Origin of the sequence: Bacillus sp. AFS098217 (assembly GCF_002551815.1) — a bacterium.
Taxonomy (GTDB): domain Bacteria; phylum Bacillota; class Bacilli; order Bacillales; family Bacillaceae_G; genus Bacillus_A.
Map to the genome: position 1 here is coordinate 34,516 of NZ_NVPR01000029.1, position 24,945 is coordinate 59,460.

At 33.4% G+C, this 24,945-nt stretch carries 23 protein-coding genes, 1 pseudogene and 1 riboswitch; of the genes and pseudogenes, 15 read left to right on the forward strand and 9 right to left on the reverse strand.

From position 1 onward, the window contains the following. The first annotated feature begins 13 nt into the window (after positions 1-13). A complete protein-coding gene (locus tag COO03_RS07135) occupies positions 14-814 on the forward strand; it encodes a DUF4097 family beta strand repeat-containing protein (RefSeq protein WP_097896325.1) in 801 nt (266 codons plus the stop codon). 161 nt (positions 815-975) lie between these two features. On the opposite strand, the gene COO03_RS07140 is transcribed toward COO03_RS07135, so the two are convergent. Further along, positions 976-1,602 carry a TetR/AcrR family transcriptional regulator gene (locus COO03_RS07140; protein ID WP_097896327.1) on the reverse strand — a complete coding sequence of 209 codons (627 nt, stop codon included), beginning with the start codon at positions 1,600-1,602 and terminating at the stop codon, positions 976-978. 368 nt (positions 1,603-1,970) lie between these two features. On the opposite strand from COO03_RS07140, the gene cyoE reads away from it, so the two are divergent. After that, positions 1,971-2,888: a heme o synthase gene (gene cyoE, locus COO03_RS07145; RefSeq protein WP_097896329.1), complete on the forward strand. Its 918-nt coding sequence runs from the start codon at positions 1,971-1,973 to the stop codon at positions 2,886-2,888. A 190-nt stretch (positions 2,889-3,078) separates the two neighbouring features. On the opposite strand, the gene COO03_RS07150 is transcribed toward cyoE, so the two are convergent. The 4 genes and pseudogenes from COO03_RS07150 to COO03_RS07170 form a co-directional block, all read right to left on the reverse strand. Continuing rightward, positions 3,079-4,170, reverse strand: a complete 1,092-nt coding sequence (locus COO03_RS07150; RefSeq protein WP_097896331.1) for a sensor histidine kinase — start codon at positions 4,168-4,170, stop codon at positions 3,079-3,081. After that, a complete protein-coding gene (locus tag COO03_RS07155; RefSeq protein WP_097896333.1) occupies positions 4,167-4,886 on the reverse strand; it encodes a response regulator transcription factor in 720 nt (239 codons plus the stop codon). Before COO03_RS07155 ends, COO03_RS07150 begins: the two co-directional genes overlap by 4 nt. Before the next feature lie 145 nt (positions 4,887-5,031). Continuing rightward, positions 5,032-6,261 carry an aspartate kinase gene (locus COO03_RS07160; RefSeq protein ID WP_097896334.1) on the reverse strand — a complete coding sequence of 410 codons (1,230 nt, stop codon included), beginning with the start codon at positions 6,259-6,261 and terminating at the stop codon, positions 5,032-5,034. A gap of 232 nt (positions 6,262-6,493) precedes the next feature. Next, a riboswitch (Lysine riboswitch) is annotated at positions 6,494-6,680 on the reverse strand. A gap of 113 nt (positions 6,681-6,793) precedes the next feature. After that, positions 6,794-6,979, reverse strand: a pseudogene (locus COO03_RS07170) (NUDIX domain-containing protein); the annotation flags it as partial. Positions 6,980-7,204: 225 nt separating this feature from the next. On the opposite strand from COO03_RS07170, the gene COO03_RS07175 reads away from it, so the two are divergent. Both COO03_RS07175 and COO03_RS07180 read left to right on the forward strand, forming a co-directional pair. Next, entirely contained in the window at positions 7,205-8,446 is a 1,242-nt protein-coding gene (locus COO03_RS07175; RefSeq protein WP_097896336.1) for an N-acetylmuramoyl-L-alanine amidase, read from the forward strand. 350 nt (positions 8,447-8,796) lie between these two features. Continuing rightward, positions 8,797-10,179 (forward strand): S-layer homology domain-containing protein, encoded by a 1,383-nt coding sequence (locus COO03_RS07180; protein WP_097896337.1) that lies wholly within the window; start codon positions 8,797-8,799, stop codon positions 10,177-10,179. Positions 10,180-10,227: 48 nt separating this feature from the next. Here the strand turns inward: COO03_RS07180 and COO03_RS07185 are convergent, their stop codons facing one another. From COO03_RS07185 to COO03_RS07195, 3 genes are all read right to left on the reverse strand, one after another. After that, the gene (locus COO03_RS07185; RefSeq protein ID WP_097896339.1) at positions 10,228-10,695 is read right to left on the reverse strand and encodes a hypothetical protein; all 468 of its coding nucleotides are present in this window, start codon (positions 10,693-10,695) and stop codon (positions 10,228-10,230) included. A gap of 318 nt (positions 10,696-11,013) precedes the next feature. After that, positions 11,014-12,012: an HAAS signaling domain-containing protein gene (locus COO03_RS07190; RefSeq protein ID WP_097896417.1), complete on the reverse strand. Its 999-nt coding sequence runs from the start codon at positions 12,010-12,012 to the stop codon at positions 11,014-11,016. Continuing rightward, positions 11,999-12,346 (reverse strand): PadR family transcriptional regulator, encoded by a 348-nt coding sequence (locus tag COO03_RS07195; RefSeq protein WP_097896340.1) that lies wholly within the window; start codon positions 12,344-12,346, stop codon positions 11,999-12,001. The genes COO03_RS07190 and COO03_RS07195 overlap by 14 nt, the downstream gene beginning before the upstream one ends. 550 nt (positions 12,347-12,896) lie before the next feature. Here COO03_RS07195 and COO03_RS07200 point away from each other — a divergent pair. The 10 genes from COO03_RS07200 (at position 12,897) to COO03_RS07235 (ending at position 20,976) form a co-directional block, all read left to right on the forward strand. Beyond that, the gene (locus COO03_RS07200; protein WP_097896342.1) at positions 12,897-13,610 is read left to right on the forward strand and encodes a class I SAM-dependent methyltransferase; all 714 of its coding nucleotides are present in this window, start codon (positions 12,897-12,899) and stop codon (positions 13,608-13,610) included. A 253-nt stretch (positions 13,611-13,863) separates the two neighbouring features. Beyond that, complete coding sequence (locus tag COO03_RS07205; protein ID WP_097896344.1) at positions 13,864-14,427, forward strand: MarR family winged helix-turn-helix transcriptional regulator; 564 nt, start codon at positions 13,864-13,866, stop codon at positions 14,425-14,427. 70 nt (positions 14,428-14,497) lie between these two features. Beyond that, positions 14,498-15,772: an acyl-CoA thioesterase/bile acid-CoA:amino acid N-acyltransferase family protein gene (locus COO03_RS07210; RefSeq protein ID WP_097896346.1), complete on the forward strand. Its 1,275-nt coding sequence runs from the start codon at positions 14,498-14,500 to the stop codon at positions 15,770-15,772. Between the two features lie 358 nt (positions 15,773-16,130). Beyond that, positions 16,131-16,667, forward strand: a complete 537-nt coding sequence (locus COO03_RS07215) for a PadR family transcriptional regulator (protein WP_097896348.1) — start codon at positions 16,131-16,133, stop codon at positions 16,665-16,667. A gap of 38 nt (positions 16,668-16,705) precedes the next feature. Then, on the forward strand, positions 16,706-18,454 hold the full coding sequence (locus tag COO03_RS07220; protein ID WP_097896350.1) for an MFS transporter: 1,749 nt from the start codon (positions 16,706-16,708) through the stop codon (positions 18,452-18,454). 384 nt (positions 18,455-18,838) lie between these two features. Continuing rightward, positions 18,839-18,982: a hypothetical protein gene (locus COO03_RS27495; RefSeq protein ID WP_230322511.1), complete on the forward strand. Its 144-nt coding sequence runs from the start codon at positions 18,839-18,841 to the stop codon at positions 18,980-18,982. Continuing rightward, positions 18,936-19,493, forward strand: a complete 558-nt coding sequence (locus COO03_RS07225) for a DedA family protein (protein WP_230322515.1) — start codon at positions 18,936-18,938, stop codon at positions 19,491-19,493. Before COO03_RS27495 ends, COO03_RS07225 begins: the two co-directional genes overlap by 47 nt. A gap of 115 nt (positions 19,494-19,608) precedes the next feature. Then, positions 19,609-19,875 carry a hypothetical protein gene (locus tag COO03_RS07230; protein ID WP_230322512.1) on the forward strand — a complete coding sequence of 89 codons (267 nt, stop codon included), beginning with the start codon at positions 19,609-19,611 and terminating at the stop codon, positions 19,873-19,875. Positions 19,876-19,947: 72 nt separating this feature from the next. Beyond that, positions 19,948-20,103, forward strand: a complete 156-nt coding sequence (locus COO03_RS26930) for a hypothetical protein (RefSeq protein WP_154724643.1) — start codon at positions 19,948-19,950, stop codon at positions 20,101-20,103. Positions 20,104-20,433: 330 nt separating this feature from the next. Beyond that, positions 20,434-20,976, forward strand: coding sequence for a DUF1003 domain-containing protein (locus COO03_RS07235; protein ID WP_097896353.1), 543 nt, complete (start codon positions 20,434-20,436; stop codon positions 20,974-20,976). A 456-nt stretch (positions 20,977-21,432) separates the two neighbouring features. On the opposite strand, the gene COO03_RS07245 is transcribed toward COO03_RS07235, so the two are convergent. Further along, positions 21,433-22,800 (reverse strand): Nramp family divalent metal transporter, encoded by a 1,368-nt coding sequence (locus COO03_RS07245; protein WP_097896354.1) that lies wholly within the window; start codon positions 22,798-22,800, stop codon positions 21,433-21,435. Positions 22,801-23,753: 953 nt separating this feature from the next. Here COO03_RS07245 and COO03_RS07255 point away from each other — a divergent pair. Then, positions 23,754-24,782, forward strand: a complete 1,029-nt coding sequence (locus tag COO03_RS07255) for a serine hydrolase domain-containing protein (protein ID WP_097896356.1) — start codon at positions 23,754-23,756, stop codon at positions 24,780-24,782. Positions 24,783-24,945: the final 163 nt, after the last annotated feature.

Below are 24,945 nucleotides of genomic sequence, written 5' to 3' on the forward strand. Positions count from 1 at the left end.
GAGGAGTGATGGAATGAAGAATATAAAAGAGAAAATGTATTTGTTTTCATTTATAAGTGTCATGACTTTGAATTTAGTAGCTTGTGATGCAAACAAAAATGAAGCAACAGTCTCCAAAAAGTTTGCTGCTAAAAATATAAATGAAATTCATGTGAAAACAATAGGACAAGATATTAAATTACATTCGACATCTGAAAAGAGTATTATAGTTGATACAGGAGAGGTAAAAGATGCCAAAATAAAAGAAGATGGAGAGAAGTTAGAAATTATAACAGAGAATTCTTCGTCTATTGTGAATTTAAAAACAGCTACTGTACATATATATCTTCCTGAAAAAACATATAAAAAAATAGATGTCAAAACAGAATCAGGAGAGGTAGTAGGAGAAAATATAGCATCAAAACAATTGGATTTTTATAGTGATTCAAGTGATATAACAATAAAGGACTATAAAGGAGAAAAAATAAAAGGTGTTTCTAAGTCAGGGGGAATTACGTTACGGGGAGTAGAAGGGAACTTTGATATTCAAAATAATACGGGTGAGGTGAATGTATCGACTGTTTCAGAATTGAAAAATGAAAATAAAATAAAAACTGAATCCTCTAATATAAATATACACTTTCAGAAAGACCCAAAAAGCCTAGAAGTTGATTTATCAACACGTGCAGGTCAAATAAAAACTGAATTTTCACTTTCATCCGAAAAAGGAAACGACCATAAAGTAAAGGGACATATAGGAAATGGAAAAGAGGATGACACGAAATTAACAGTACAGTCCATGACAGGAAGTATTATATTAAAGCCTGGTGGATAAAGGTTCTTTACCATAATTGTAGTTTATAAGATTTGATTATAAGTACCTCACAAGCACGACCAAGAAAAAATTAGTAACAAAACACATTCCAAATAGATCTGTTTGGAGTGTGTTTTGTTGTGTAAATAGTTTTTGATTTGTATATTTTAAATTGGTTTGGATTAGAGAATTTTCTGATCTTCCTGGTGGGAGGATAGGAGCATGGTTTGTAGTGCTTTTCCATATAAATCAAGGGGTATGTGATTTTGACTAATGTGATAAAATATGGACATGCCATTTTCTAACGACAGCATGGTCCACGCTATTTCTTCGGTAGATAAAGTAGATTTGTAATTCTCCTTCAATAGTAAACTCTCAATTGATTTAGAAATTTGTTTTACCGCTTCAGTTACCATGTTAGACCATTTATGGCGTACGGATTCTTCACGCATTGCATATAGAAGAAATTCCATGCTAAGCATACTCCATGTGTGAGTTTGCTGTCTAACTGAATCAAAATACTCATCCATCGTTTCAATAAAATGTGATAATGACTGCTGCTGTCCTATTACTTGACGGATGTTCCGCACATATAAATTCATTTGTTGTTCTACTATGGCTAAGAAGAGATCTTCTTTCGTATGAAAATGAGCATAAACAGCTCCTTTACTAAATCCAGCATGTTCTGCAATCTTATCAACAGAAGCTCCATGAAATCCTAATTTGGCAAAAGTTTCAAAAGCTGATTCCAAGAGTAATTGTCGTGTTTCTTTCTTCCTCTCCTCTTGGGTTAATCTTCGTCGGTTCATCGTACTCCTCCTTTTCTTGACAAGTTATATAGTATTAATATACCGTATAGTATGTAAATTCTTATTGGTATATAAATTATAGACGATATCTCGTCAGAAAGTGACCATTATATAAATCTATTTTAATTTTTCGACATCTAAACCTCTGCTATGCAGAATAAAAAGTAACCTACACTCGTTTGCTCTTTCTGTTGTTACTTCGCATGTGGCAGAAAAAGGTCCTGACCGCTTCTATGTATGGCAGATGCTCTCTCCCACCTAAAAGAGGGGGGGTATGTCGTTTTTTTAATTGATGTATATATAGTAATGAAATTTTTGATTGTAGTAAGATATAGTAAGAGAGTCTAGTAAAAGGGAGAAGGGGTATCATGCAAAGGAAAGAAGAGTTAGTAACTTCGAAACAGAAAGTATCAAACATTTTGGCGCAAACTGTTAAGAGCGGGATTATCAAGTCGAACCTAATTCCAATGTTTGCAGGATTGACATTGGCTTTATATAAATACCAAATTAGCCCGCTTGAGAAGATTCCGGAAATTATATTTGCTTTTATTGGTTCGATTTTAGTAATAGGTGCGGCAGGGGCGTTTAATAACTTATATGATCGTGATATTGATTCGATTATGGAGAGAACAAAAAATAGACCAACTGTGACTGGGGAAATAAGTCCTAAGGTTGTATTATACCTTGGAATCTTAATGACTATCTTTGGGTTAATAGCGCTATCATTAACTACGTATTTAGCAGCATTGTTAGGATTTTTAGGCTTATTTTTGTATATTGTACCGTATACAATGTGGAGCAAAAGAAGAACAATTTACAATACAGAAATAGGAAGTATTTCAGGGGCAATGCCACCACTCATCGGCTGGGCTGCTATTTACCCAGATATAACGCATCCGGCTATTATTGGTCTTTTTATCATAATGGTTATTTGGCAAATGCCTCATTTCTATGCCATAGCTATTCGCAAACATAATGAGTATAAAGCTGCGAAGGTTCCGATGCTTCCAGTAGTCAAAGGTGTGAAAAGAACATATATACAAACGAATATTTATTTAATCATTTTAATTGGAATCAGTGTTCTTTTAGGCTCTTTAAGTGTTGGACTTATGTTGGTAGCGCTTCTTTTAAGTATTTTATGGCTTATTTTAAGTATTTTTGGTTATAAAAAAATGGATTCAGAGAAATGGGCAAAAGCATTGTTTATTTTTTCTCTTTTCCATATGACGATTTTATTTTCAACAATTATTATCTATTCCCTTATCGGTGTTTTTTTCGGAAGCTGAATATATGTAACGAATTAAGATTTTCAGAATGGTTTGATTTGTAAAAAACAAGAAAAAACCAATTTCTCGCGTATAAAAAAGAGAGATTGGTTTTTTCGCGTAGGAATAAATTTTGTTTATGTTTGTGCTGTTAAATAGAACAATAGTAATCGTTACTTGAATCAAACTGTATTTTTGTCGGCAATAAGTACTATAGAGTTGGAAGTGTAATATGGATCGTTGTCCCTTTCTCTACTTCACTGTCTACATGAATTGTTCCGCCATGCGCTGTTATAATTTTATGAGCGATTGCCATTCCTAGGCCGGTGCCTTCGCTTGAAACATTTGTAGTTGTCCCTCGGTAGTACTGTTTAAATAAATTTTGAACCGTCATTTCATCCATACCGGTGCCAGTATCTTCTATTATAATATGTATATCGTTCTCTAATGAGATAGTGGTATGAATTTTTGTTCCTTCATGGTTATGTAAAACAGCGTTTATAAATAAGTTTTGTAAAGAACGGTGGAGTAATTTTGTATCAATAGGAATCATTATTTTTGTTTCGTCTGACTGAAAGCTAAAATGATAATGTTCAGACCGTGGATCGTTTGTTATATCAGCTATTATTCTTCTTGTAAATTCAACAATGTTTATTTCTTCTGTTCTTAATGGGATCTGTGAATCTTGAAGACGAAAGGAGAGATTTAAGTCTTCAATTAATTCTTTCATATGGTCCCCTTTTTGCTGAATCTCTTGCAAGAACTTCTCTTTTTCTTCCTGACTCCACTTATGATCGGGTGATAACATAAGTGCACTGTATCCTGTAATATAAGTGAGCGGTGTTTTTAAATCGTGAGAGATTCCTGCCATCCATTCTCGTTTCATTTTTTCTAATTGCTCTCGTTCATTCTCTATTTCTCGTAATCTGTTTGTTAAATGTTCTATATTTAGGAAGACGTCTTTATATAAGTGATAAGGACCTTTTAATTTTCCAGTTTTTTTATTGTACATTTGTTTCGTACTTTCTGGCGCCGCATAAGAACCTTCTGCTAGATGGTTAATCCATGAAATCATTCGAAATAAAGGTTTCCCTATATGCCATCCATATATAATAGCACCTAAAATAAGAGTGCATATAAACAGACTGAAAACGATAAGAGCTTCTGTGTCCTTGTTGTCTGTATTTATTCCAATAAGGGGCAATATAATTTCTATTAAGACTGCCATTACAATCCCCATAAAAAAAGTGCCGATAACTAAACTAAGAATGAAATGAAAGCCTAGTCGGAAACCGATTTTCATTTGGACAGCTCCTTAGTATGCGGGATAAATTTGTAGCCGATTCCTCTTAAATTAATGATATATTGAGGGGACCGTGGATCGACTTCTATTTTCTTGCGTAATTTAGAAATGTGCATAACTACTGTTTTATCATCACCCATAGAAGAGAGTCCCCATACTTGCTCATATAGCTGCTCAGCTGTAAAAATTCGATTTGGATGTGTACATAAGAAAGTAAGTAATTCTAGTTCTTTTGCTGTACAATGAACAGGTTTTTCGTGTACAGTCATACGTCCTTCGCTTGGATAGAGAGAAAAGGACTGGAAATGTAGATTTGAATTTTCTACTTGTTGGTTATCTAGCAGCATACGTTGTCTACGTAATTGTACGTTAATTCGAGCAGCTACTTCTAAAGGGTTAAAAGGCTTTGTTATGTAATCATCCCCGCCAATTCCGAGGCCTGTTAATTTATCTAAATCACTGGATCGTGCTGTTACAAATAAAATAGGAGTATTTGTATAGTTTCGAATTTGTCTACATAGTTCGAAACCATCTATGTCTGGTAGCATAACATCAAGTAAAATGATATCGAATGAATGATTTTTAATTAAGTTTAACGTCTCTGTACCGTTTATAGCGGTTGTTATATGAATGAAGTTTTCTTTCTTTAAGGTAAGTACCAACATATCTAATATGCCTTGTTCATCATCTATTAAAAGGATCTTTTCTGTTCTCATTATGTATCCGCCTTTACATGTTTTTCGTATCGTTTAGAAGTGATTTGGAAAATATTTCACATGTAATAGTGTAACATAATTGTATTTTGCTGGAGAAAAAATAAGAGCAAAGAAGATGTTCTTTGCTCTTATTTTTGTAATGAAATTAATTCATTTGTACCATAGGTTCAATTTTAGCCATAAATGATTGGTGAAGTGCTTCTACACCATCTACTAAGTGTAAGCGGTCGATTACAACAGATACTTTAATTTCAGATGTACTTACCATTTTAATATGAATATTTCCTTCTTTTAATGTAGAGAACATATTAGCAGCGACACCTGGATTAGATACCATGCCAGACCCTACGATAGATACTTTTGCTAGATGATTTTCGTATTCTACAGATTCATAGTGAAGTGCTTCTTGATTTTGTTCTAATACTTCTAATGTTTCTCTTAAATCATTGGAGTGAATAGAGAAGGATAGATGTACAGTTCCTTCATTTGTAATACTTTGAATAATAATGTCAACATTAATATGAGCAGTAGCTAATGTAGAGAAAACAGTTGAGAGCGATCCTTGTTCGAGTCCTTTAATTGTGACGCGTGTAATATTATCTTCAAATGCAATACCTTTTACCACCGATTGTTGTTCCATGTTACATTCTCCCCTTACAATTGTCCCATTTTCTTGTTTCATACTTGAGCGAACTTCTAACAATACGTTATGATTTTTTGCAAATTCAACAGCACGTGGGTGTAAGACACCAGCACCTAAATTTGCGAGTTCTAACATTTCATCATAAGAAATTTCATCTAATTTATAAGCGTCATTTACAACGCGTGGATCAGTTGTATAAACGCCTGTTACATCTGTGTAAATATCACATTTTTTTGCTTTCAGCGCAGCTGCTAATGCAACAGCAGTAGTATCAGAACCACCGCGACCTAGGGTTGTAATTTCTTTTTCTTCACTTAAGCCTTGGAAACCAGCCACAATGACAATTGTTCCTTCTTGTAAATGGGATTGGATACGTTCTGTGTTAATATCAGTAATCCGTGCACTACTATGTACAGATTCTGTTGTAATACCAGCTTGCCAACCAGTTAGTGAAATAGCGTTGTACCCTTTTGTTTGCAGCGCAATTGTTAAGAGGGAAATCGTTACTTGTTCGCCAGTTGTTAAAAGCATATCCATTTCACGTCTACTTGGATTGTCAGTAATAGCGCTAGCGAGTGCAACGAGTTCATCTGTATTTTTGCCCATTGCAGAAACGACAGAAACAACGCTATGACCTCGCTCATATTCCTTTATAATTAAATCTGCTACATGTTGAATGCGCTGTATACTTCCGACAGAAGTACCACCAAATTTTTGAACAATCGTTTCCATTACAAATTCCTTCTTTCATCCATTTTTGTTAATAAATCAGGAAAGGTGTAAACATATATAGGAGAGTAATGTATAAATCCCCCAATATCCCTGTAGTTACCGGAAAGAAAAATAAAAAAACACCATCTCAAATAGATGAGGATGGTGCTGTTACAGGAAAAGGGAAACAGAAAAAGGAGCTAATAAAAAAAACGCCAAAAAAGGAATATCATAATAAGCATGATATCTCTTTTTTGTAGATAGCTCTTCATACATACACGTCTGTACATATGACAGTTCTGTTTCTATTCGAAAACAGCCGAAATTGATAAATACAGAGAAATTTATCAATTTCGGCAACACTTCCTTTTTTCTAAACTCATCGACATCTCTGTGTCTCCTTTAGAATACTTATAAGTGCTGCAACCTCTATCTCACGTTTTAGGCGAGAGTGTTTGATTTATGAAGTTGTTAGTAATATTTATTTCATAATAATTCAAATTTTTCAGGAATCAAGTACTTTATTAAAATTTCGAAAATTAAAGTCTGTTTATTTCTCTTTTACTTCTCTAGCTGCAGCTTGAACAATACTTTCTGGAAATTCTACCTTTCCGCCAGGGGCTAAATATCCTGGAAATCCTAAATGATCAGGACGCTTTATTAACAAGACTTTGTCATCATTTTGAATCATGCACATAGTGTACATTCGATGTTCTATTTTTTTCCGTTTTGTCGACATAATGATTAATCCCCCTTTGTTCTTTTGTAAAATAATATAATAAACTGTATTTTTCAAGGAGAAATTTGTGTGAATTTTCTAGAAATAAGGTTATGCTCAAGAAAGATTTTATACTAAAAAATACAAAATTAATACAAAAAAATCCATATTTTAATTGACTGTAAAAAATTTCGAAATTATACTTATTTTATTAAAAATATTATCCTTGAGAGGGGAACATATTCTATGAAATATAGAATCATCGCAGCAGGTATTCTAGCAGCTAGTTTATTATCTTACTCATCTAGTAGTTTTGCTCAAACAAAAACATTCCCAGACGTAGAAAACCATTGGTCTAAAGAGTCTGTGAACTACTTAGTAGGAAAAGGTGCTATCGCAGGTAACCCTGACGGTACATTCACTCCTGACAGAGAAGTAACTCGTGGGGAAGCAGCTACAATGATGGCAAAAATCTTAAACTTAAAGATTGAAGATGGGGCGAAACCAACTTATAAAGATGCTCAAAATCATTGGGCTACAAAATATATTGCAGCTGTAGAAAAAGCGGGTGTAATCAAAGGTAAAGGAGACGGTACCTTTGACCCGGATGGTAAAATTGATCGTGCTTCAATCGCATCTATGCTTGTAGGAGCATACCAATTTGATACAAAAGTAAGTGGAACAGTAGAAACAAAATTCGCAGACTTAAACGATCACTGGGGGAAAGAGAAAGCTAATATTCTAGTTGCTCTAGGAATCTCTAAAGGTACTACAAGTACGACTTGGGAACCAACAAAAACTGTAACGAGAGCAGAAGCAGCGCAATTTATTGCAAAAGCTGATTCATTTCAGGTTCAAGATCCTTTAGAAGGAAAAGTAATTATTATTGATCCTGGTCATGGTGGCAAAGATCCGGGGAAAGATACTCAAGGGCTATCTGAGAGTAATATTGTGTTAGATACGTCTAAACGATTACAACAATTATTAGAGAAAAATACGCCATTCAATGCTTTATTAACACGTGATACAGATATCCGACTAGGGGATGACCAAAAAAGCGATCTTGAAAATCGTGTGAAATTTGCAAAAGAACACGACGGAGATATTTTTGTTAGTATTCATGCGAATGCTTCTCAGGAACACAATGGATATGGAACAGAAACATTTTATTATAAAGAATCAAAAACAGGTGAATTAACTGAGCGTGAAAAAGAAAGTCGTATGTTAGCAGAAAAAATACAAAAGCGTTTAGTTGAAGCACTTCATACAAGGGATCGCAAGGTGCAAGAAAAAGATCTTTATGTAACTAGAGAAAATGAAATGCCAGCAGTGTTAACTGAACTTGCCTTTTTAGATAATAGCGCAGATTATGAAAAGCTAGCTACTGAATCCGGAAGACAAATTGCAGCGGAAGCAATTTATGCAGGGATTTTAGATTATTATGAATGGAAAAATTATGACGTATCTAAATACCGACTAGCAAAATAATTGTTTTATATTTGAGCACATCAGCTTTTAATAGGATGTGCTTTTCGTTTGAGAGTTATATAGTTTTTAATCAAAATAGAAAAATATATCGTTTTATATTGATTTTAAATAAATCTAGGACTAGATTAGTTTATTTTTATAACGTATACTTTTATCGTTGACTAATTTATCTCGTTATTTGTAGATTGTAATCATTTCTCTTAATAAGAAATCACCAGTTTATTAGAGGGAATGAAAGTTTTACTTCATTTGAGAGTGTGTTAGTTTAATAGGTGAAATGTTAAAATTTTATAAAAAAAAGGAGGCAAGTTAACACGGGACGAGCAAGTACATAACGTGTTAAAAATACGATGAAAAAAGTAATTTCTAATGTTTTAGCAATGACAATTGCATTGCAAGTTGTAATGGTTCCATCCACTTCGTTTGCGGCTGAAAATGAATTTCCAGATGTGCCCAAAGGCCATTGGGCATATGAAGCAATCACTGATTTAACAAATAAAAAGGTTATTGCAGGATATGACAACGGTAAATTTGGGCTAGGGGATAAGGTAACACGTGAACAAGTAGCTGCACTTGTTTATCGAGCACTTAAGATAGAAGCTAAAGAAGGATATAAAAACCCATATCATGATGTTAGTGCGAGTACAACGATGTTTCCAAATGAGATTCTAGCTTTAACAGAGATGGGAATCTTTACAGGGGATGAAAAGGGAAACTTTAGACCGAAGGATTCGTTAACTCGTGCTGAAATGGCAGTAATTTTACAGAAAGCTTATCATTTAAAAGTAAAGGCTAACCATACATTTAATGACGTAGATCCAAAAGCATGGTCATGGGCACAAGATGCGATTAGTGCTCTCCAGTCTAATGGTATGGCAGATGGAAATGGGACAGGTACATTTAACCCGTCTGGAATTGTAACACGTGAAGAATATGCACAATTTTTATTTAATGCTCAACAATCTTATTTAAATTTAGATTTAACATTGGTTTCTAATGTTACAGCGCAAGAGATTGATAATTTTATTAAGAAATCTCGTTCTGATAGCCCGCTAATTGGTCATGGACAAGACTTCATTGCAGCTCAAAATGAACATGGTGTAAATGCTCTTTACTTGGCAGCACATGCAATTTTAGAGTCTGGATATGGAAGATCAGAAATCTCGTATCGTAAACATAATTTATTTGGATTACGAGCATATGATCGAGATCCGTTCTATCATGCGAAATATTTGCCAACATATCGTGATAGTATCTCATATAATGCCAACTATGTAAGAGAACGCTATTTAGAGAAAGATGGAATGTATTTTAATGGACCAACATTAGTTGGGATGAATGTGAAGTACGCATCTGATCCAGAATGGGCTGGAAAAATTGCTGGTCTTATGGAGCGAATTAAACCGTTTAACAGAAATGATTATCGAAATGCAAATAGATTACCAAAAAACCCTAATACATTAGATGTTGAAGCGTTAGGAAATGAAATTCCATATAACGATCTAGGGAATAAAGAAGTAACTGTTCAATCGGCAGGAAAGTATTATCAGGTACCATATCCGTACGACTTGCAAATTAAGAGTGTACCGAACGTTACACAAAACGAAGTTGGACAATTAGAGAGTGGATCAACAGTAACTGTTTATCGTGAAGATCCAAATGGATGGGTAGAGTTCTCTGTGAAAGACAATCCAGAAAAATATTGGACATTAAAGAGCAATTTAAACATGTAATGTTATAAAACGAAGAAAAGGTGTTTTCCGTGTGGGAAAACACCTTTTCTACATTTCATGGAATACAAATGTTTGCTTCATTTTTTTTCCTTCATTCTCTGGATGCCCGTTATAACTAAATTCTTTCTCTTCCCAAGTAATGACGACTTCAAATGTATTGGCATTAGCGTATAGAGGGAAAATCATGTGTTCAAAACTTGTATGGCTTTTTGAAATATTCATATCTGAGTTACTGGAAGGTTTAAATGTCGCTTGCGATGCTGGATTATTATGAAGTACCTCAACGGACACGTTCGATACATCTTTACCAATATTTTTTACAAACAAACTGTATGTATCAAAGACGCCTTGTTTCGGTTGTAAAGCATTTGGATTTGTGCTGTGAGATTTATCGATTTCGATATACCACTGTTTAGACTTTGAAGCAATGGGAAGCTCTTGGAATGTATAGGCACTAGCTTGTAGAGGGAGTGCTAAACAGATAAGAGTGAATAAGAAAATTATTTTTTGTTTCATATATATCTCCCATTCGTTGGAAATTTGTTGTTAGTATGTGCCATTTTTAGGGGAATATGCATTGGTTATTTGTGAAAAAGATTTTGATAACTATATGTTGAATAACTGGGATGAGTATTTTGCAGTAGAAAAAACGACAATAGTTCTTTTAGTATCGGCCTGATTTTTAAATGTAGTGTAGTATTTTCAAAATAAACTATAATTATTAAAATACCAAAAATCCNNGGATTTTTGGTATTTTAATAGACTTAATGAAATGAATTAACTATTGTTGCTTATTCAAGAAAAGCACCCGTTAATTTAATAAGTAAATACGGATTAACGAATACTAGCTTTGCGGAAGCCATCAAATATACCGATTGCTGCAGATAAAATAAAGATGAAAATTCCACCGCCAACTATCCATCTTTCAAATTGATTAGCTGTTATGGTAAATAAATCAGCCATATACGTAATAAAATCTTGGGTCATCACATTTGGATTTATTACTATAACAATGAATACAATGGTTGTGATAAGCAGGAGTGCAGTATTACAAATTGCTATTCCTATTGTCCATTGTCCCTTTATTAATTTATAAAGGGCTAATGCTATTTCGCAACCAATTACAACAAGAACGATTGGCCAATATCCAAGTAAAACTTCCTGATTAAAAGTTGAGGTCACGAATTTAAGTCCGTCTCTGCCGTGTTCATATACACCTACAAGATGATTCGCATAAAAATAAAGGGTTGACCAAATTGCAGTCCACATTAAACTTCCAAATACTTCGCCTTTTAAAATCGCTTTTTTCTTAGGGACATGAGGGGTATTTTTCAAATCATCAGGAGTCCATTTTTTAAAGCTTGCTGTTAATGGCTGCTCATCTCTTTCTTTATCTGTTCTTTCTAAAATAGCAAACACAAGTGTTAGCCAAAAGAATACGTGGATCCCTACTTCAATGATGCTCCCTATTCCTTTACCTATAAGATTCAAAACAATATTTATAACCGCTTGTTCTCCACTATATCCAATAAAATATACGGCAATCACCGAGATTAATGAAATGACAGCGGCAATCGGTAAAATCATTTTTAGTAGCGTCACATATACATCAAAATAGCGTGGACCAATTAAGTGCATTGGCCGATCTCGATAACCACTAGCCAATATGACTGGACTCCCTAATTTTTCAAGAACCGCCTTTACATCTTCTTCACTGTAATCATCAGGCAGCATATCCTCTATGGTTGACCGTAACTCAAGTGTAATATCTTCACGATTTTTTTCAGGCAGCCTCCGAGTAACTTCCTGAATATAAATCTCAATTAGATTCATCATCTTCCTCCCCCTTCAATAAGTTATAAAGCTCTTTCGAATTATTTATCCATTCCTTTTTTAACTGCAAAAATATCTCTAACCCATATTCACTTAAAACATAGTACTTACGGGGTCTACTCTCAGATGTATCCCAATTACTTGACACCAACTCCTGTTTCTCTAATCGGCGAAGCAATGGATATAAGGTACTTTGATCTATGGCAATACCTGATCCCTCCAATAACTGAACAAGTGAATATCCATACTGGGGGGTTCGTAATTGACTTAAAACCGCTAATGTCAACGTTCCTCTCCTAAGCTCTGTCGTTAATGAATTCAATAAATTACTCATTCACCCACCTCATTTTTATTACTATATGTCATACAGTATTTGTTTTATACTATGCATCGTACACTGTTGTTGTGACAAAAATAATCGGAAACAAAAAATTAGTAAGTAAGATATATAAAAAGTTGAAATAAAAAGAAGCCACAAATTGGTGCTATTTCAATAAGGAATGTGCTTATTTCTTACTACTGGTAATGGAATTTATGTAAATTACCAAAGAAATATTTTTATTTAATGGGAATGCGTAGCTAATCCATTTGTAATATTATCGCAACAATTGTAACGATAATTCTGAAAAAATGAAATCAAATTCTAATTCTGAGGGTATTTCCAATTGTTTGGTTGGATTTTGAGAAAGAGTAAGGTAAATACTTTTAAAGCAATATAAAAGGAAAAATAGGTACCTTTATGCATGTTGAACTAGCATAAATAGGCATACTAGATAATTTTGAATTATTTAAATTTAAAGCATTTTTAACTCTGATGAGACACGAATCATTCTAATTATTAGTACAATTAGAATGTAAGATTTAATTGGAAAGAAGGGGTTATTGTGAAAGAAACAATTAGTAGTTATGAAGATTTAATGAATATGCTAGACTCATTATTGCGTGAACCAACTCAATTTTGGGATGATTTTTATTTTAATCGTGAAAAAGGAATTCCCTTTTTTACCAATAAACCAGATGAGAACTTAGTTAATTATTTCGAGAAAAAGCTACTTAATTCAGGAAAAGTTCTTGAACTTGGATGTGGTCCGGGAAGGAATGCGATTTACTTTGCTGAAAAAGGATGCTTAGTTGATGCAGTAGATTTATCACAGGAATCAATTCAATGGGCAACAGAACGAGCAAAAGAAAAAAATGTAAATATAAATTTTATTTGTAGTAATATCTTTGATTTGCAAATTGAAGAGGGTACATACGATATTGTGTATGATTCAGGATGCTTTCATCATATTGCTCCACACAGAAGAATGAGTTATATAAATTTGGTGAAAAAGGCTTTAAAACCAGGCGGTTATTTTGCAATCACTTGTTTTGTTCAAGGCGGAGAATTAGGTGGGGCAGACATAACGGATTGGGAAGTATACAAACTACAAAGTCTTAAAGGTGGATTAGGTTTTACAGATGAAAAACTTAGAGTCATCTTTAGAGATTTTTCTGAAGTAGAAATACGTAGAATGAAAGAGATAAAACAATCGAATAAAGTATTTGGTGTCTCTGGACTGTGGACAGCCTTATTTATGAAAAAGTTTACTGAGTAGGAAAAAGAATTATATTTATTTATGTTAACAAAGACTATGTGAACGAAGAAACCCTTCAAAAAATCTGAAGGGTTTCTTCTATATGAGAGAACGCTTTTTTATGTTTCAAGTAAGATTACTACTAGAATAACAAATGTTTATTAATTATTTCAAAATTCCAATTGAAATTATAGTCACCATGTTGACAAAAATACCGGAGATTGTTAATGTAATCATAGTCAACATGGTGACAAAATAAGGAGAGGATATATTTATGGAATATTCTAAAGTGCTTAGAGAGTTATATTTAATGCAGCAGACTTACGCTACTTTTTTTTCCGTTACTAATAAGCTGCAAATACAAGGTGATAACTACTTTGAGAAATTAACATCACGACAGTACATGATTATGCTTGCAATAGCCCACTTGCCAGAGGATGAAACAACACTCATTAATATTGCAAGAAAGATAGAGACCAGCAAACAAAGTGCAAAAAAACTGATAGTCAATTTGGAGAATAAAGGATATCTTGTTACGATGCCAAGCAAACGAGATAAACGTGCTATTAACGTTACAATCACAGAATCAGGAAAAAAGGTGATGCTAGAATGTGGTGAGAAAGCAGTATGCTTGATGGCGGATATTTTCAATGATTTCACAACGGAAGAATTAGAAACATTATGGAGTTTATTAAAAAGAATATATGGTAATAGCGACGAAGAAGAACAGGTTGGTTTTGAGGAAGATGTAAATTATAAATTTGAAGATCTAGAAGGGTTCCAAGAGGCACAAACTCGAGCTCTGGATCGTTTTGTTTTACGAAGAAAGCATTTTTAAATGGTCGAGATTAAAATATATAACATTATTGCTACTCAAAATTTTTATACTATTATGGAGGTCTTGTGATATGAAATTACAGATAAAACCAAAAGTTGCGCTTATTGATGAAAGGATTAATATTTCTGTTACAGAGTTGACGCCAGGAGAAAAGCTAAAAGTAACTGCATCCATGCATTTTCCGTGGGCAATAGGTGAAAAGTATGAATCATTCGCTTGGTTTACTGCAGATTCAAACGGTAATGTTGATTTATCAAAACATAAACCTGATTCTGGAACTTATGACTATATAGATAGTATGGGGCTTATTGCATCTTTACAAAAGATTAGTAGTGAGGGAGGGAATATGGCTCTTAATATATCAATAGAAAATAGTATATTTATTGATATAGTATGTGAATCCGGACAAGACCGAGAATGTGTAAGACTAGAGCGTATGTTCAAGTTACCTGAAGTGAAAAGACAACAGATTACTGATGAATTTATGGGAGAGTTGTTTTACTCTGACAACTCAAATAATAAAACGATTATAGTATTGGGTGGATCTGATGGTGAACGAAGTGGTCTTGCTCTTCTGTCAGGACCATTGGCATCTAGAGGTTTTAATGTTTTAACCGTTGGATACTTTAATGAAGAGGGATTACCTAAAAAGCTTGAAGAAATTCCTCTTGAATATTTTGAAAAGGTGCTTTTTTGGCTTAAAAAAAATCCATTAACACATGCTAGTGAAATATATGTACATGGTACATCTAAAGGCGGAGAGTTGGCGTTACTTCTTGCTTCAAGATACAACGTCATTTCTAAAGTAGCAGTTTCTGCACCTCATGCGTATTGTTTCCAAGCGTTAGATGGCCTTATGAGTGGAAAAAACGTTTCATCATGGTCATATGAAGGAAAATCATTGCCATTTATACCAGTTGATAATGACATTTTTTATGAGCATCAGCGTAGTTGCTTAGAAAAGAATACACCTTTTGGATTTACTACTACATATAAAAAGAGTGTAGAAATAGCAAAAAATAAAGAAGATGCACGAATAAAAATAGAGAATGCACATGCAGACTTACTATTAATTGCAGGCCAGGAAGATAACGTGTGGAATACTTATGATGCATGTGTTGAAGTGATGGATACTTTGGTAAAACACAATTATAAATATGACTACAATCTTTTAGAGTATAAAGATTTAGGTCACTCATTACCAATACCGTATGTTGTACCTTTAAGTGAAACATTGAACGTAAAGATGGGTTTAGGAGTTTTTACTTGTGGTGGTACATTACAAGGGAATTCTTATGGCCAATCAGATTCTTGGCAGAAAACAATAGAATTTTTTATGAATTAATTTAACATTATAAAGGAAAATTATATGCAATTTTACATATTTGTTGATATTTAAGTTTAATATCTGTATATTATAATTAAGAGTGTTATTTGTATTTGTATTTGTATTTGTGTTTTTATTTGTTACTTGTGTGCTCCAGTTCTGGAGCCTTTTTTTATGCGAAAATGCTTCAAGATTGAGACAGGGGCAGAAATATATAAGTTATAAAGCTAATCTTTCTTGTTTTGTAGGAGGATTAGCTTTTTTTATAAATGCGTGTGCTATTTGTTGGTTACATTTTACAAATAAGTAAATAAGTTATATAATCAATAATCATANNTATGATTATTGATTATATAAATCGTGTGAGGTGTTTATATTGAAAGGAAGAGATGTTGTTTTAGGGTTACTAATGGAAAAAGAGTTGTCTGGTTATGATATAAAAATTGTCTTTGAAGATGTATTTACTTATTTTTTTGATGGGAGTTTTGGGATGATCTATCCAACGTTAAGACAATTAGAGAAAGAAGGAAAAATAAAAAAAAAGGTTGTAATGCAAGAAGGAAAGCCAAATAAAAAAATGTACTTCATAACGGACGAAGGAAGAGAAGAGTTTTATCAATATATGAAGACTGATGTAGAGAAGGATGTTCTACGCTCTGACTTTCTAATGCGCATGTATTTTGGGGACTATAGCGATACAAATACGATGAAAAAGTGGATTGAAGAAGAAATTGAAAGAAAAGAAACGTATATCGCCGATCTTCGCTTGAAATATGAGAAGTGGAAAGCGGGTATAACATTTGCAGAAGAGATTTCGTTAGATGTGGGGATCGCATCCTATACCGCACAAGTAGAAACATTAAAGGAGAAATTAGCTCAGCTTACACATAAAGAAGAGACTGATGCAGAGTAAAAAGAAACGTTCAAGGTAAATAAAAGGGGGAGATTGATATGGAGCAATCAAAGGGTATCAGGATAGTATTTTTAATGTGTTTAGGTATCTTTCTTTGTATGATTGATACGACCATTATGAACATTGCTTTACCGGCCATACAAGCTAGTATAAATACATCATTAGAAAAAATGTCATGGATATTAAATGTGTATACAATGACGATTGCGGTACTTGCGATTCCATTAGGACGTATTGCAGATATTTTTGGTAAGGCGAAAATGTATATCATTGGTTTAATCGTTTTTGGAGGCGGCTCAGTACTTTGTACATTTGCGAATACAGGAGATTTTTTAATATTTTCTCGATTTATACAAAGTATAGGTGCTGCGATTTTATTTCCGACGAGTATGGTAATTGGAGTATCAGCAGTTCCATTAGCTAAGAGACATATTGCACTTAGCATTTTAGGGATAACACAAGGCCTATCAGCTGCGATTGGCCCTGTAATAGGGGGGCTTATTACACAAAATTTAGGATGGAGATGGGTATTCTTCGTCAATATTCCGATTTGTGTCGTTGGGATTGTTTTATGCTTTATTATGCTACAAATAAAAAATGAAGAACGTGTTGTATCCAAAATTGATTGGATAGGGTTAGTGCTAAGTAGTTCAGCGATTTTCTTTTTCACCCTCGTATTAGTAAAGGGGAATACATGGGGATGGCTAAGCGGTTTAGCATGGGTTTGCTATATGACCAGTATTATTTCCTTCCTATTATTTATTTTAGTAGAAAGAAAAGTTGCAGCGCCGATGGTGAATTTACAACTCTTTAAAGATCGGACCTTTGTTGGAGCTTCTATTGTTGTTATATTAAGTAATCTGTTCTTAATTGGAGTAACTGTATTACTTCCAACTTTTCTTACAAAAATGCAGCATCGAACAGAAATTGAAGCCGCTTTTTTAGTTACACCTATTTCAGCGATGATATTTGTTGTTTCTCCGTTATCTGGAATGCTGATTAAGAAGTTTGGGAAAACCTTTATTATTTTATCGGGCTTTATCGTGATGAGTGTAGCGTATTATTGGTTACAACTGATAGGGATAGATTCGGCGAGTAAAGATATCATTGTTCCTTGTATGATATTAGGTGTTGGGTATGGTTTAGTTGTAGGGCCTATTACAATTTTAAGTGCTTCTTCATTTGAAGGAGAATTACTAACTGCTTCTCAAAGCGTCGTATCGATGCTAAGACAAGTAGGGATTGTATTAGCTGTAGCTATATTTGTGTCAACTTTAACTCATAATCTATCGATAAATAAAGAGAAAGTGTATCACTATGCTGAAGAAAAAGTTCGTAATATCCATGTAGACCAGGATGAGCAAGCTAAAATATTACAAATAATAAAAGAAAATATACAAAATAAAAACTTTGAATCAAATGCGGAAAAGAAACAAAGTGAAGATAATTTTGGTCTGAGCAAGGAACAAAAAGATAAGTTAATTCATGAAAAAGTGAATGAAGCTTTAAGCAGCGTTCCAATAGAATATAGAGAAGTAAAAAGAGAAGAAATTACAAGACAAGTAACAAAAGAAATTGAAGAAAAAGAAAAGAAAGTAGGGGAAGAGATTCTTGCATTCTCAAGTGATGTTAGTCACTATGCAGAAAACAAGATGGCGATGAGTTTTACAGATTTATATAGAGTGAGTGCACCAATAATTTTGATTTGTGGCTTGGTTAGTTTGGTGTTTTATGAAGGGAAGTTTCGAGTAAGTAGGAGAAGAAAGAGGGAAACAAGTGAGGTGTAGTGAAGTAAATAAGTAATCATTGTGATTGGATTAATGAAAGAAAAGCTGTATACCATATTTCGGAAAATGTATTAAAGTGTTATATTAGTTCTCTCCACTTAGAATACCACTTTGAAATAGAATGTAGTAAAATTGTTCATACCAATAACATTTTTATAGAAGGAGAAATGCAGGAGCTGTTTTTCTTGTGAAAAGATGCACATTTATCCTCGGTTTATCCCGCAAAAGCCCGATTGGTGAGGGCTAATAATCAGTGGGGGATGAAGAAAACCCCCGCTGATTAAAGTTTCACTTTATATTTAGAGATATACGCCTGGAATTTTAATGGGATTTGTTGGGATAATACTAGGAGATGTATAATTTTTTGTTTACAAAGGTGTCTCAATGATTGAGATATTAATTCGCAATTGGTATGGCTGGATGGTGATTACAAATAGAACAACAATTACATTATCTCATTTCGCATTTTGGGTATTTCGGAATTATTGTTGCTTTAGTTGGTGGGATTATCGGGTTACCAATACCTGATGAAACAATATTAACGTTTGTAGGATACTATGTACATAAAGGGGAAATGAATTTTCTCCTTGCATTATTAACTGCGTGCATTGGTTCGTCAATTGGTATTACGATTAGTTACTTTTTAGGAGTAAAACTTGGAATTCCGTTCTTAAAGAAATTTGGTCCAAAAATACATATTACAGAAAATAAAATAAATCGGACACGGACTTTGTTTCAAAAAATTGGTCCTGCCTTATTGTTTATTGGTTATTTTATTCCAGGAGTTCGACATGTTACTGCTTATTTAGCTGGGATTTCTGGTTATCGATTTTCGACATTTTGCTTTTATGCGTATTCAGGAGCATTATTATGGAGTTTTACTTTTATCAAGCTAGGATTTGAGTTAGGAGAAAAATGGCGTCAGGTAGGACATTATGTTCACCGTTATGGGTTTGTTCTTTTGATTCTATCACTGATTATTGCGTGTTTGGTTCTTCTATATTTTCGCTTGAAAAAAGATAGACGTAATGTATCATGATACATATTATTTTGAGGGATATGTAAATTAGCAATTATAACAAAAGAGACTCCAACAGGAATCTCTTTTGTTTTTTTATGAAAAATAATCAGTATGTGTTTTTGGGTGACCTACTATGCCAGTGTTTCTGTTTGAATGTAAAGTAGTACGTTATTATAAGAACACTTTCGACTATACAGAGACAAATAAAAATATGAATGCAACCGAATTGATTCAACGTTTACGTGCTGAACATGTGCTAATGAAGCCGATTTATAAAAATTATTTATCAAATTTTTATAAAGAAAATAGTATCAAAATAGATGCAAGAAATATAAATGCACCTCTTATTTCAACTGGCATTCAAACTATAGTTCAAATCATATCTCGAATGAGAATGTAATAACTTATAAAAAGGAATGATATGAATGCCTTGTAAATATTTGTCCATTTTAAGTATAAAGGAGAGTAAATAATGAGCGAAGACTTTACAAAAAATCAACAATATAAAGAAAAAGTACCTTGGAGATTAGGGAAACATCTAAACCACAATCATGTAGAAACGTTAAATAGACTAATAACAGATCACCATCAACGTATGTTTCATTTATTAAACAACAAGAGAACGTAAAGCATGATGGAAATATATAATTTAGGATAAATTTATAAACCGTTGTTTAAATGCATTTTCTCTATATGAAATGTAAGATAATGAAAGTATAGTTTTCAATAATTACATAGTCAGAAGAGAGAAGATAACATATAATGAGAAAGAATTTCAAAAAAAGGTGAGGTGGAACTGTTTTATGGGTAATCCGAGTATAGGAGAGTCGGATATAGAATCGACATCAGAGGCAGTCATACAACTGAATATTCGAAGCGGATTACTTTGTAGAAATGGTTACCGCTTTATGTGAATTTTGGAAAGATGGCTTCCTCTATAAGTGAGGAGGTTTGTACAATGGTACAAAAAATCTGGAATCAAATTAAAGGACAAAAAAAAGAAGCTACGAAAATTCAAGGTTTTGATATTGATTTAAACCAAGAAAGCTTATCACGTATTGACCGACTTGTAGATCGTTACGAGTCAGAAATCCTTCACCAACTTGATAGTGCATATACACAACGAACAAAGTGGGCAGACCGACTAGCTGATAAAATTGCGCAGTTTGGAGGTAGCTGGCGATTCATCACCTGGTTTGCATGTTTTCTTGGTTTCTGGATTATGTGGAATAGCCTGTCTATCACAAAAGGAGCACACTTTGATGCTCCGCCATTCATTTTATTGAACTTATGCTTATCTTTTATAGCGGCATTTCAAGCACCTGTTATTATGATGAGTCAAAACCGTCAAGCTGCGCGTGATAAACATGAATCTGTTATTGACTTTGCGATTAATTATAAAGCAGAGCAAGAAATTGATGACATGCAAAGTCGGTTGCACCATATAGAGAGTGAATTAACGGAAATTAAAGACTTATTGAAACAATTAAAGGCAAAATAAATATATTGTTTTAAAGAAAAAGCCCGATAACCGGATTTATGTAACAAGTTGATATATATAAGTACAAATTGAAAAATTGCCATAAAGCCTTTCTTTTTAGGTGGGAGAGAGAATCCGGCCATGCATAGAAGCGGTCAGATCCTTTTTCTGCCCCATGCCAAGTGAAACTAAAGAGAGAAAACGAGTGCAGGTCACTTTTTGTTCTTCATAGCCGCGATTTATATGCTGGAAAATTAAAATGGATATATATAGAACTTTTAAAAAAGAAGAAAGATAGAAAACCTTCTGGTGAAACAGGAGGTTTTCTATTATGTTGATTAGTTTTTTTGTTTCATTCTAATAAAGAAGAGTGAGAATAGAAGAATTCCCTTCAAACATAAAGGTTGAAGGGAATTCTTCTATTTTTATAGTCTAGATTAATGGAAGTAATACAAATACTTTATATTTAGAATATTTTCATCCTGAAAATGTAGTAAAGAGTAGATAGGCATTTAAAATAGCGATAATAATAGCAATGAACCAAGCGATCATTTTGGTCCAAAGTGAGTTTGTGAATTCACCCATTTTCTTTTTGTCACTAGTAAACATAACAAGTGGAATAACTGCAAATGAAAGTTGAAGAGATAGGATAACTTGGCTTAATACTAAAAGATCCGTGGTTCCTTTTTCTCCATATATTAGTGTTACAATGACCGCAGGTATAATTGCGATTAAACGCGTAATTAAGCGACGAATCCATGGTCGTAAGCGAATATTTAAAAAACCTTCCATTACAATTTGCCCAGCTAACGTTCCTGTTAACGTAGAATTTTGTCCTGAGGCTAATAAAGCAACGGCAAATAATACGCTCGCAACCCCACTTCCAAGAATCGGATTTAACAATTGATAGGCATCTTGGATTTCTGCTACGTCGGTATGCCCTGTTGTATGAAAAGCAGACGCTGCTAATATTAAAATTGCTGCATTAATAAATAAAGCCAACATTAATGCGATCGTGGAGTCAATCACTGAAAACTTAATCGCTTCTCGTTTTCCTTTGGGCGTTTCTTCATAATTTCTCGTTTGCACAATAGAAGAATGTAAATACAAATTATGTGGCATAACCGTAGCTCCTAAAATTCCAAGTGCAATAAATAGCATTTCAGGATTTTGAATAATCTCTTTACTTGGAACAAATCCTTTTGCAATCTCACTCAGTTGTGGCTGCGACATAAAGAGTTCCACACCAAAACAAACGGAAATGGTTGCAATTAAACTAATGACAATGGCTTCAATATAACGAAATCCTTTATTTTGTAATAAAAGTACTAATAAGATATCAAATGAAGTAATGCATACGCCCCATACAAGAGGAATATGAAATAAAAGGTTTAACGCGATAGCGGAACCTATCACTTCCGCTAAATCACAAGCTGCAATAGCTAATTCACATAGTATCCATAAAACAAATGACACAGGCTTACTGTAATGATCCCGACATGCTTGTGCTAAGTCTCTTCCTGTTACAATCCCTAACTTTGCAGATAGTGCCTGCAAAATAATAGCCATAAAGTTAGAAATCAAAATGACGGATAGTAACGTATAGTTATAAGCAGATCCTCCAGCTATCGATGTAGCCCAGTTTCCAGGATCCATGTATCCTACTGCAACAAGATAACCTGGTCCCATAAATGCAAGGAGCTTTCGAAGGGAATTTCCCTTCTTCGGTACCTTCATACTTTTATACACTTCTCGTAAGCTAGGATCGTTGTTGTGTTGCCGCCAACCTTCTTGATGTGATACAGCAACCGCATCTTGCCTTTTGGCTGTTTCTAATTCATCCATAACGTATCCTCCCCTTTTAACTTGTTTTCATTTTGTTCACTGAAGGTGAAATGAAAGATGGTGTAGTATTTTTTTATTTTTAAAAACCTAAAATAGGGTTTTATTTTTTCTTTGTGGCAAAAATATGGTGTTACACTTTTAAATTTTACCTAAACCAACTTTTTTAGCCTAGTATAAAAATATGATGTGTGATTAAATTTTATGCAAAAGAAAGAAGATAGGTGAGTATAAATAAGATTACTTTTGTCATGAAACATATGTACTTGTTAACAGACAACATAGGAAGCTTGAGAGGGACTCAATTGGTAATGCCTTTGATACTATTTTCAGTTGTATCTCGTATGATTCAAAATCCGAAACACGCAGGATAAGTCTCCTATGAACGGTATGAGACAACAAAAGAAAAAACTACGTTAAATTCTTATACAATATTATGGTGGAACACGAATTCACCTTAATTTGATGGCGATGTGTTGGTACCCCATGCCCATCAAGCTAAGCTTATATAAATTTAATTTCACGTGAGATTTTTCTTTTTGTGAAATGTTCCATTAAAAAATGTTCTAGACTATTAAAAAATAGTTGTAGACTGAAAACTTGAATACTTTCCCTGTAACATTCAAGTGTTATTAATATGGGGCAATATACTGTAGTTTTATAAGAAAGATTGATCTTTTAAAACAAAGTTCGATTATTTTTAAAAAGATTGCTCATTTACCTGAAGATGAAATGACTTTGAATAATATTGCTAGAAAATTAGGTATCACAAAACAGAGTGCAAAACAGTTAATTACAATTGAGAGTAATGAAGGAACTTGAGAGACGAAGAATTCAAACAATTAATAGGGGAAATAAAATATGAAAAATAAATCGGGTTGGTAATTTTACCTTGAAGAATATATATCAATCTTTTGAAATGTTTTCAAAATGAAAGATAAGGGAGAGCAATTATTATGTTTGAAATCAGTGATAAAACATTACGATTAATTAAAAAGACATGTAGAGGAAAAAAACATTTACGATTAACTATTGGCTATTTAATAGACGATAATTCTGTAATAAAAATTTATAAGGAAAACGGTGAACTTAATTCATCAAAAAAATATCATTATGAAATTGGATCTATTACAAAGACTTTTACTGTATCTTTGCTATCAAAATACATATTTGAGAACAAGATGTCAATAAACGATTCAATACATAAATATATAGAAGAACTTAAGGAAAACGGGTATTATCCAACGTTGCTCCGTCTTGCTACTCACTCTTCTGGATTTTCAGAAAGACTGCCATTAAATAAACGGGAATATTTCAACCTAATTTTAAATTTGATTACTGGCGGTGATGATTTTAATAGGAATAATCCTTTAAATATGGACTTTAACAAAATGAAAATGCTAATTGAAAGAAATAAATTGAAAGAAGTTGATTATTCATGTGAATATTCAAATTTTGGTATATCACTTATTGGGTATGGATTGGGAATTGTATCAGGCAGGGGATATTGGGACATTATGAACGACTTTCTTTATAATGAGCTCGGGCTAAGCGAAACATATTTAGGCACATCAAATAATAATTTACATGGTTATAACAGAAAAAATAATGATTGCGGCAACTGGAAATGGAACAAAGAAAATCTTATATCACCCGCGGGTGCAATAAGTTCAACTGCTGATGATTTACTTAAATATGCCAAAATAAATATTTACGAAGATAAACCATATTTGTCTCTTTGTCATAAAAAACATGGAAATGGAACAAAGAAGTATGATATGGGTCTTGGATGGATGCTTTTAAAGAAAAACAATAATGTTATTTTGCATGGTGGTGGAACAGGATGCTTTAGCTCGTTTTTAGGGATAGATAAAGAAAAGAAAGTTGCTTCCGTAGTTTTGGCCAATTATCAATTAGGTAGAAATGATGATGAAAATATAGGGATTTCCTTATTAGAGAGCCTACAAAAATCAAAAGATATTTAGTAGAAGGGGTCCCGCCCCATCGCCATTAACTTAAGAAATTGATTGTTTCCCAAAACGAAAAAAATGAGCTGAATTCTCATAAATAACTGTAGAAGGTAAAAATTTCGTTTTGGGGTGTCTCAAAATCTTAGCTTGATGGGCATGTGGTGGTACCCGCAAGTAC

Excerpts from the sequence above, each read along its gene's own strand:
- COO03_RS07135 (WP_097896325.1), top strand. The coding sequence starts at position 14 with ATGAAGAATATAAAAGAGAAAATGTATTTGTTTTCATTTATAAGTGTC.
- COO03_RS07140 (WP_097896327.1), bottom strand. The coding sequence starts at position 1,602 with ATGAACCGACGAAGATTAACCCAAGAGGAGAGGAAGAAAGAAACACGA.
- cyoE (WP_097896329.1), top strand. The coding sequence starts at position 1,971 with ATGCAAAGGAAAGAAGAGTTAGTAACTTCGAAACAGAAAGTATCAAAC.
- COO03_RS07150 (WP_097896331.1), bottom strand. The coding sequence starts at position 4,170 with ATGAAAATCGGTTTCCGACTAGGCTTTCATTTCATTCTTAGTTTAGTT.
- COO03_RS07155 (WP_097896333.1), bottom strand. The coding sequence starts at position 4,886 with ATGAGAACAGAAAAGATCCTTTTAATAGATGATGAACAAGGCATATTA.
- COO03_RS07160 (WP_097896334.1), bottom strand. The coding sequence starts at position 6,261 with ATGGAAACGATTGTTCAAAAATTTGGTGGTACTTCTGTCGGAAGTATA.
- COO03_RS07175 (WP_097896336.1), top strand. The coding sequence starts at position 7,205 with ATGAAATATAGAATCATCGCAGCAGGTATTCTAGCAGCTAGTTTATTA.
- COO03_RS07180 (WP_097896337.1), top strand. The coding sequence starts at position 8,797 with ATGAAAAAAGTAATTTCTAATGTTTTAGCAATGACAATTGCATTGCAA.
- COO03_RS07185 (WP_097896339.1), bottom strand. The coding sequence starts at position 10,695 with ATGAAACAAAAAATAATTTTCTTATTCACTCTTATCTGTTTAGCACTC.
- COO03_RS07190 (WP_097896417.1), bottom strand. The coding sequence starts at position 12,012 with ATGAATCTAATTGAGATTTATATTCAGGAAGTTACTCGGAGGCTGCCT.
- COO03_RS07195 (WP_097896340.1), bottom strand. The coding sequence starts at position 12,346 with ATGAGTAATTTATTGAATTCATTAACGACAGAGCTTAGGAGAGGAACG.
- COO03_RS07205 (WP_097896344.1), top strand. The coding sequence starts at position 13,864 with ATGGAATATTCTAAAGTGCTTAGAGAGTTATATTTAATGCAGCAGACT.
- COO03_RS07210 (WP_097896346.1), top strand. The coding sequence starts at position 14,498 with ATGAAATTACAGATAAAACCAAAAGTTGCGCTTATTGATGAAAGGATT.
- COO03_RS07220 (WP_097896350.1), top strand. The coding sequence starts at position 16,706 with ATGGAGCAATCAAAGGGTATCAGGATAGTATTTTTAATGTGTTTAGGT.
- COO03_RS27495 (WP_230322511.1), top strand. The coding sequence starts at position 18,839 with ATGATTGAGATATTAATTCGCAATTGGTATGGCTGGATGGTGATTACA.
- COO03_RS07230 (WP_230322512.1), top strand. The coding sequence starts at position 19,609 with ATGCCAGTGTTTCTGTTTGAATGTAAAGTAGTACGTTATTATAAGAAC.
- COO03_RS26930 (WP_154724643.1), top strand. The coding sequence starts at position 19,948 with ATGAGCGAAGACTTTACAAAAAATCAACAATATAAAGAAAAAGTACCT.
- COO03_RS07235 (WP_097896353.1), top strand. The coding sequence starts at position 20,434 with ATGGTACAAAAAATCTGGAATCAAATTAAAGGACAAAAAAAAGAAGCT.
- COO03_RS07245 (WP_097896354.1), bottom strand. The coding sequence starts at position 22,800 with ATGGATGAATTAGAAACAGCCAAAAGGCAAGATGCGGTTGCTGTATCA.
- COO03_RS07255 (WP_097896356.1), top strand. The coding sequence starts at position 23,754 with ATGTTTGAAATCAGTGATAAAACATTACGATTAATTAAAAAGACATGT.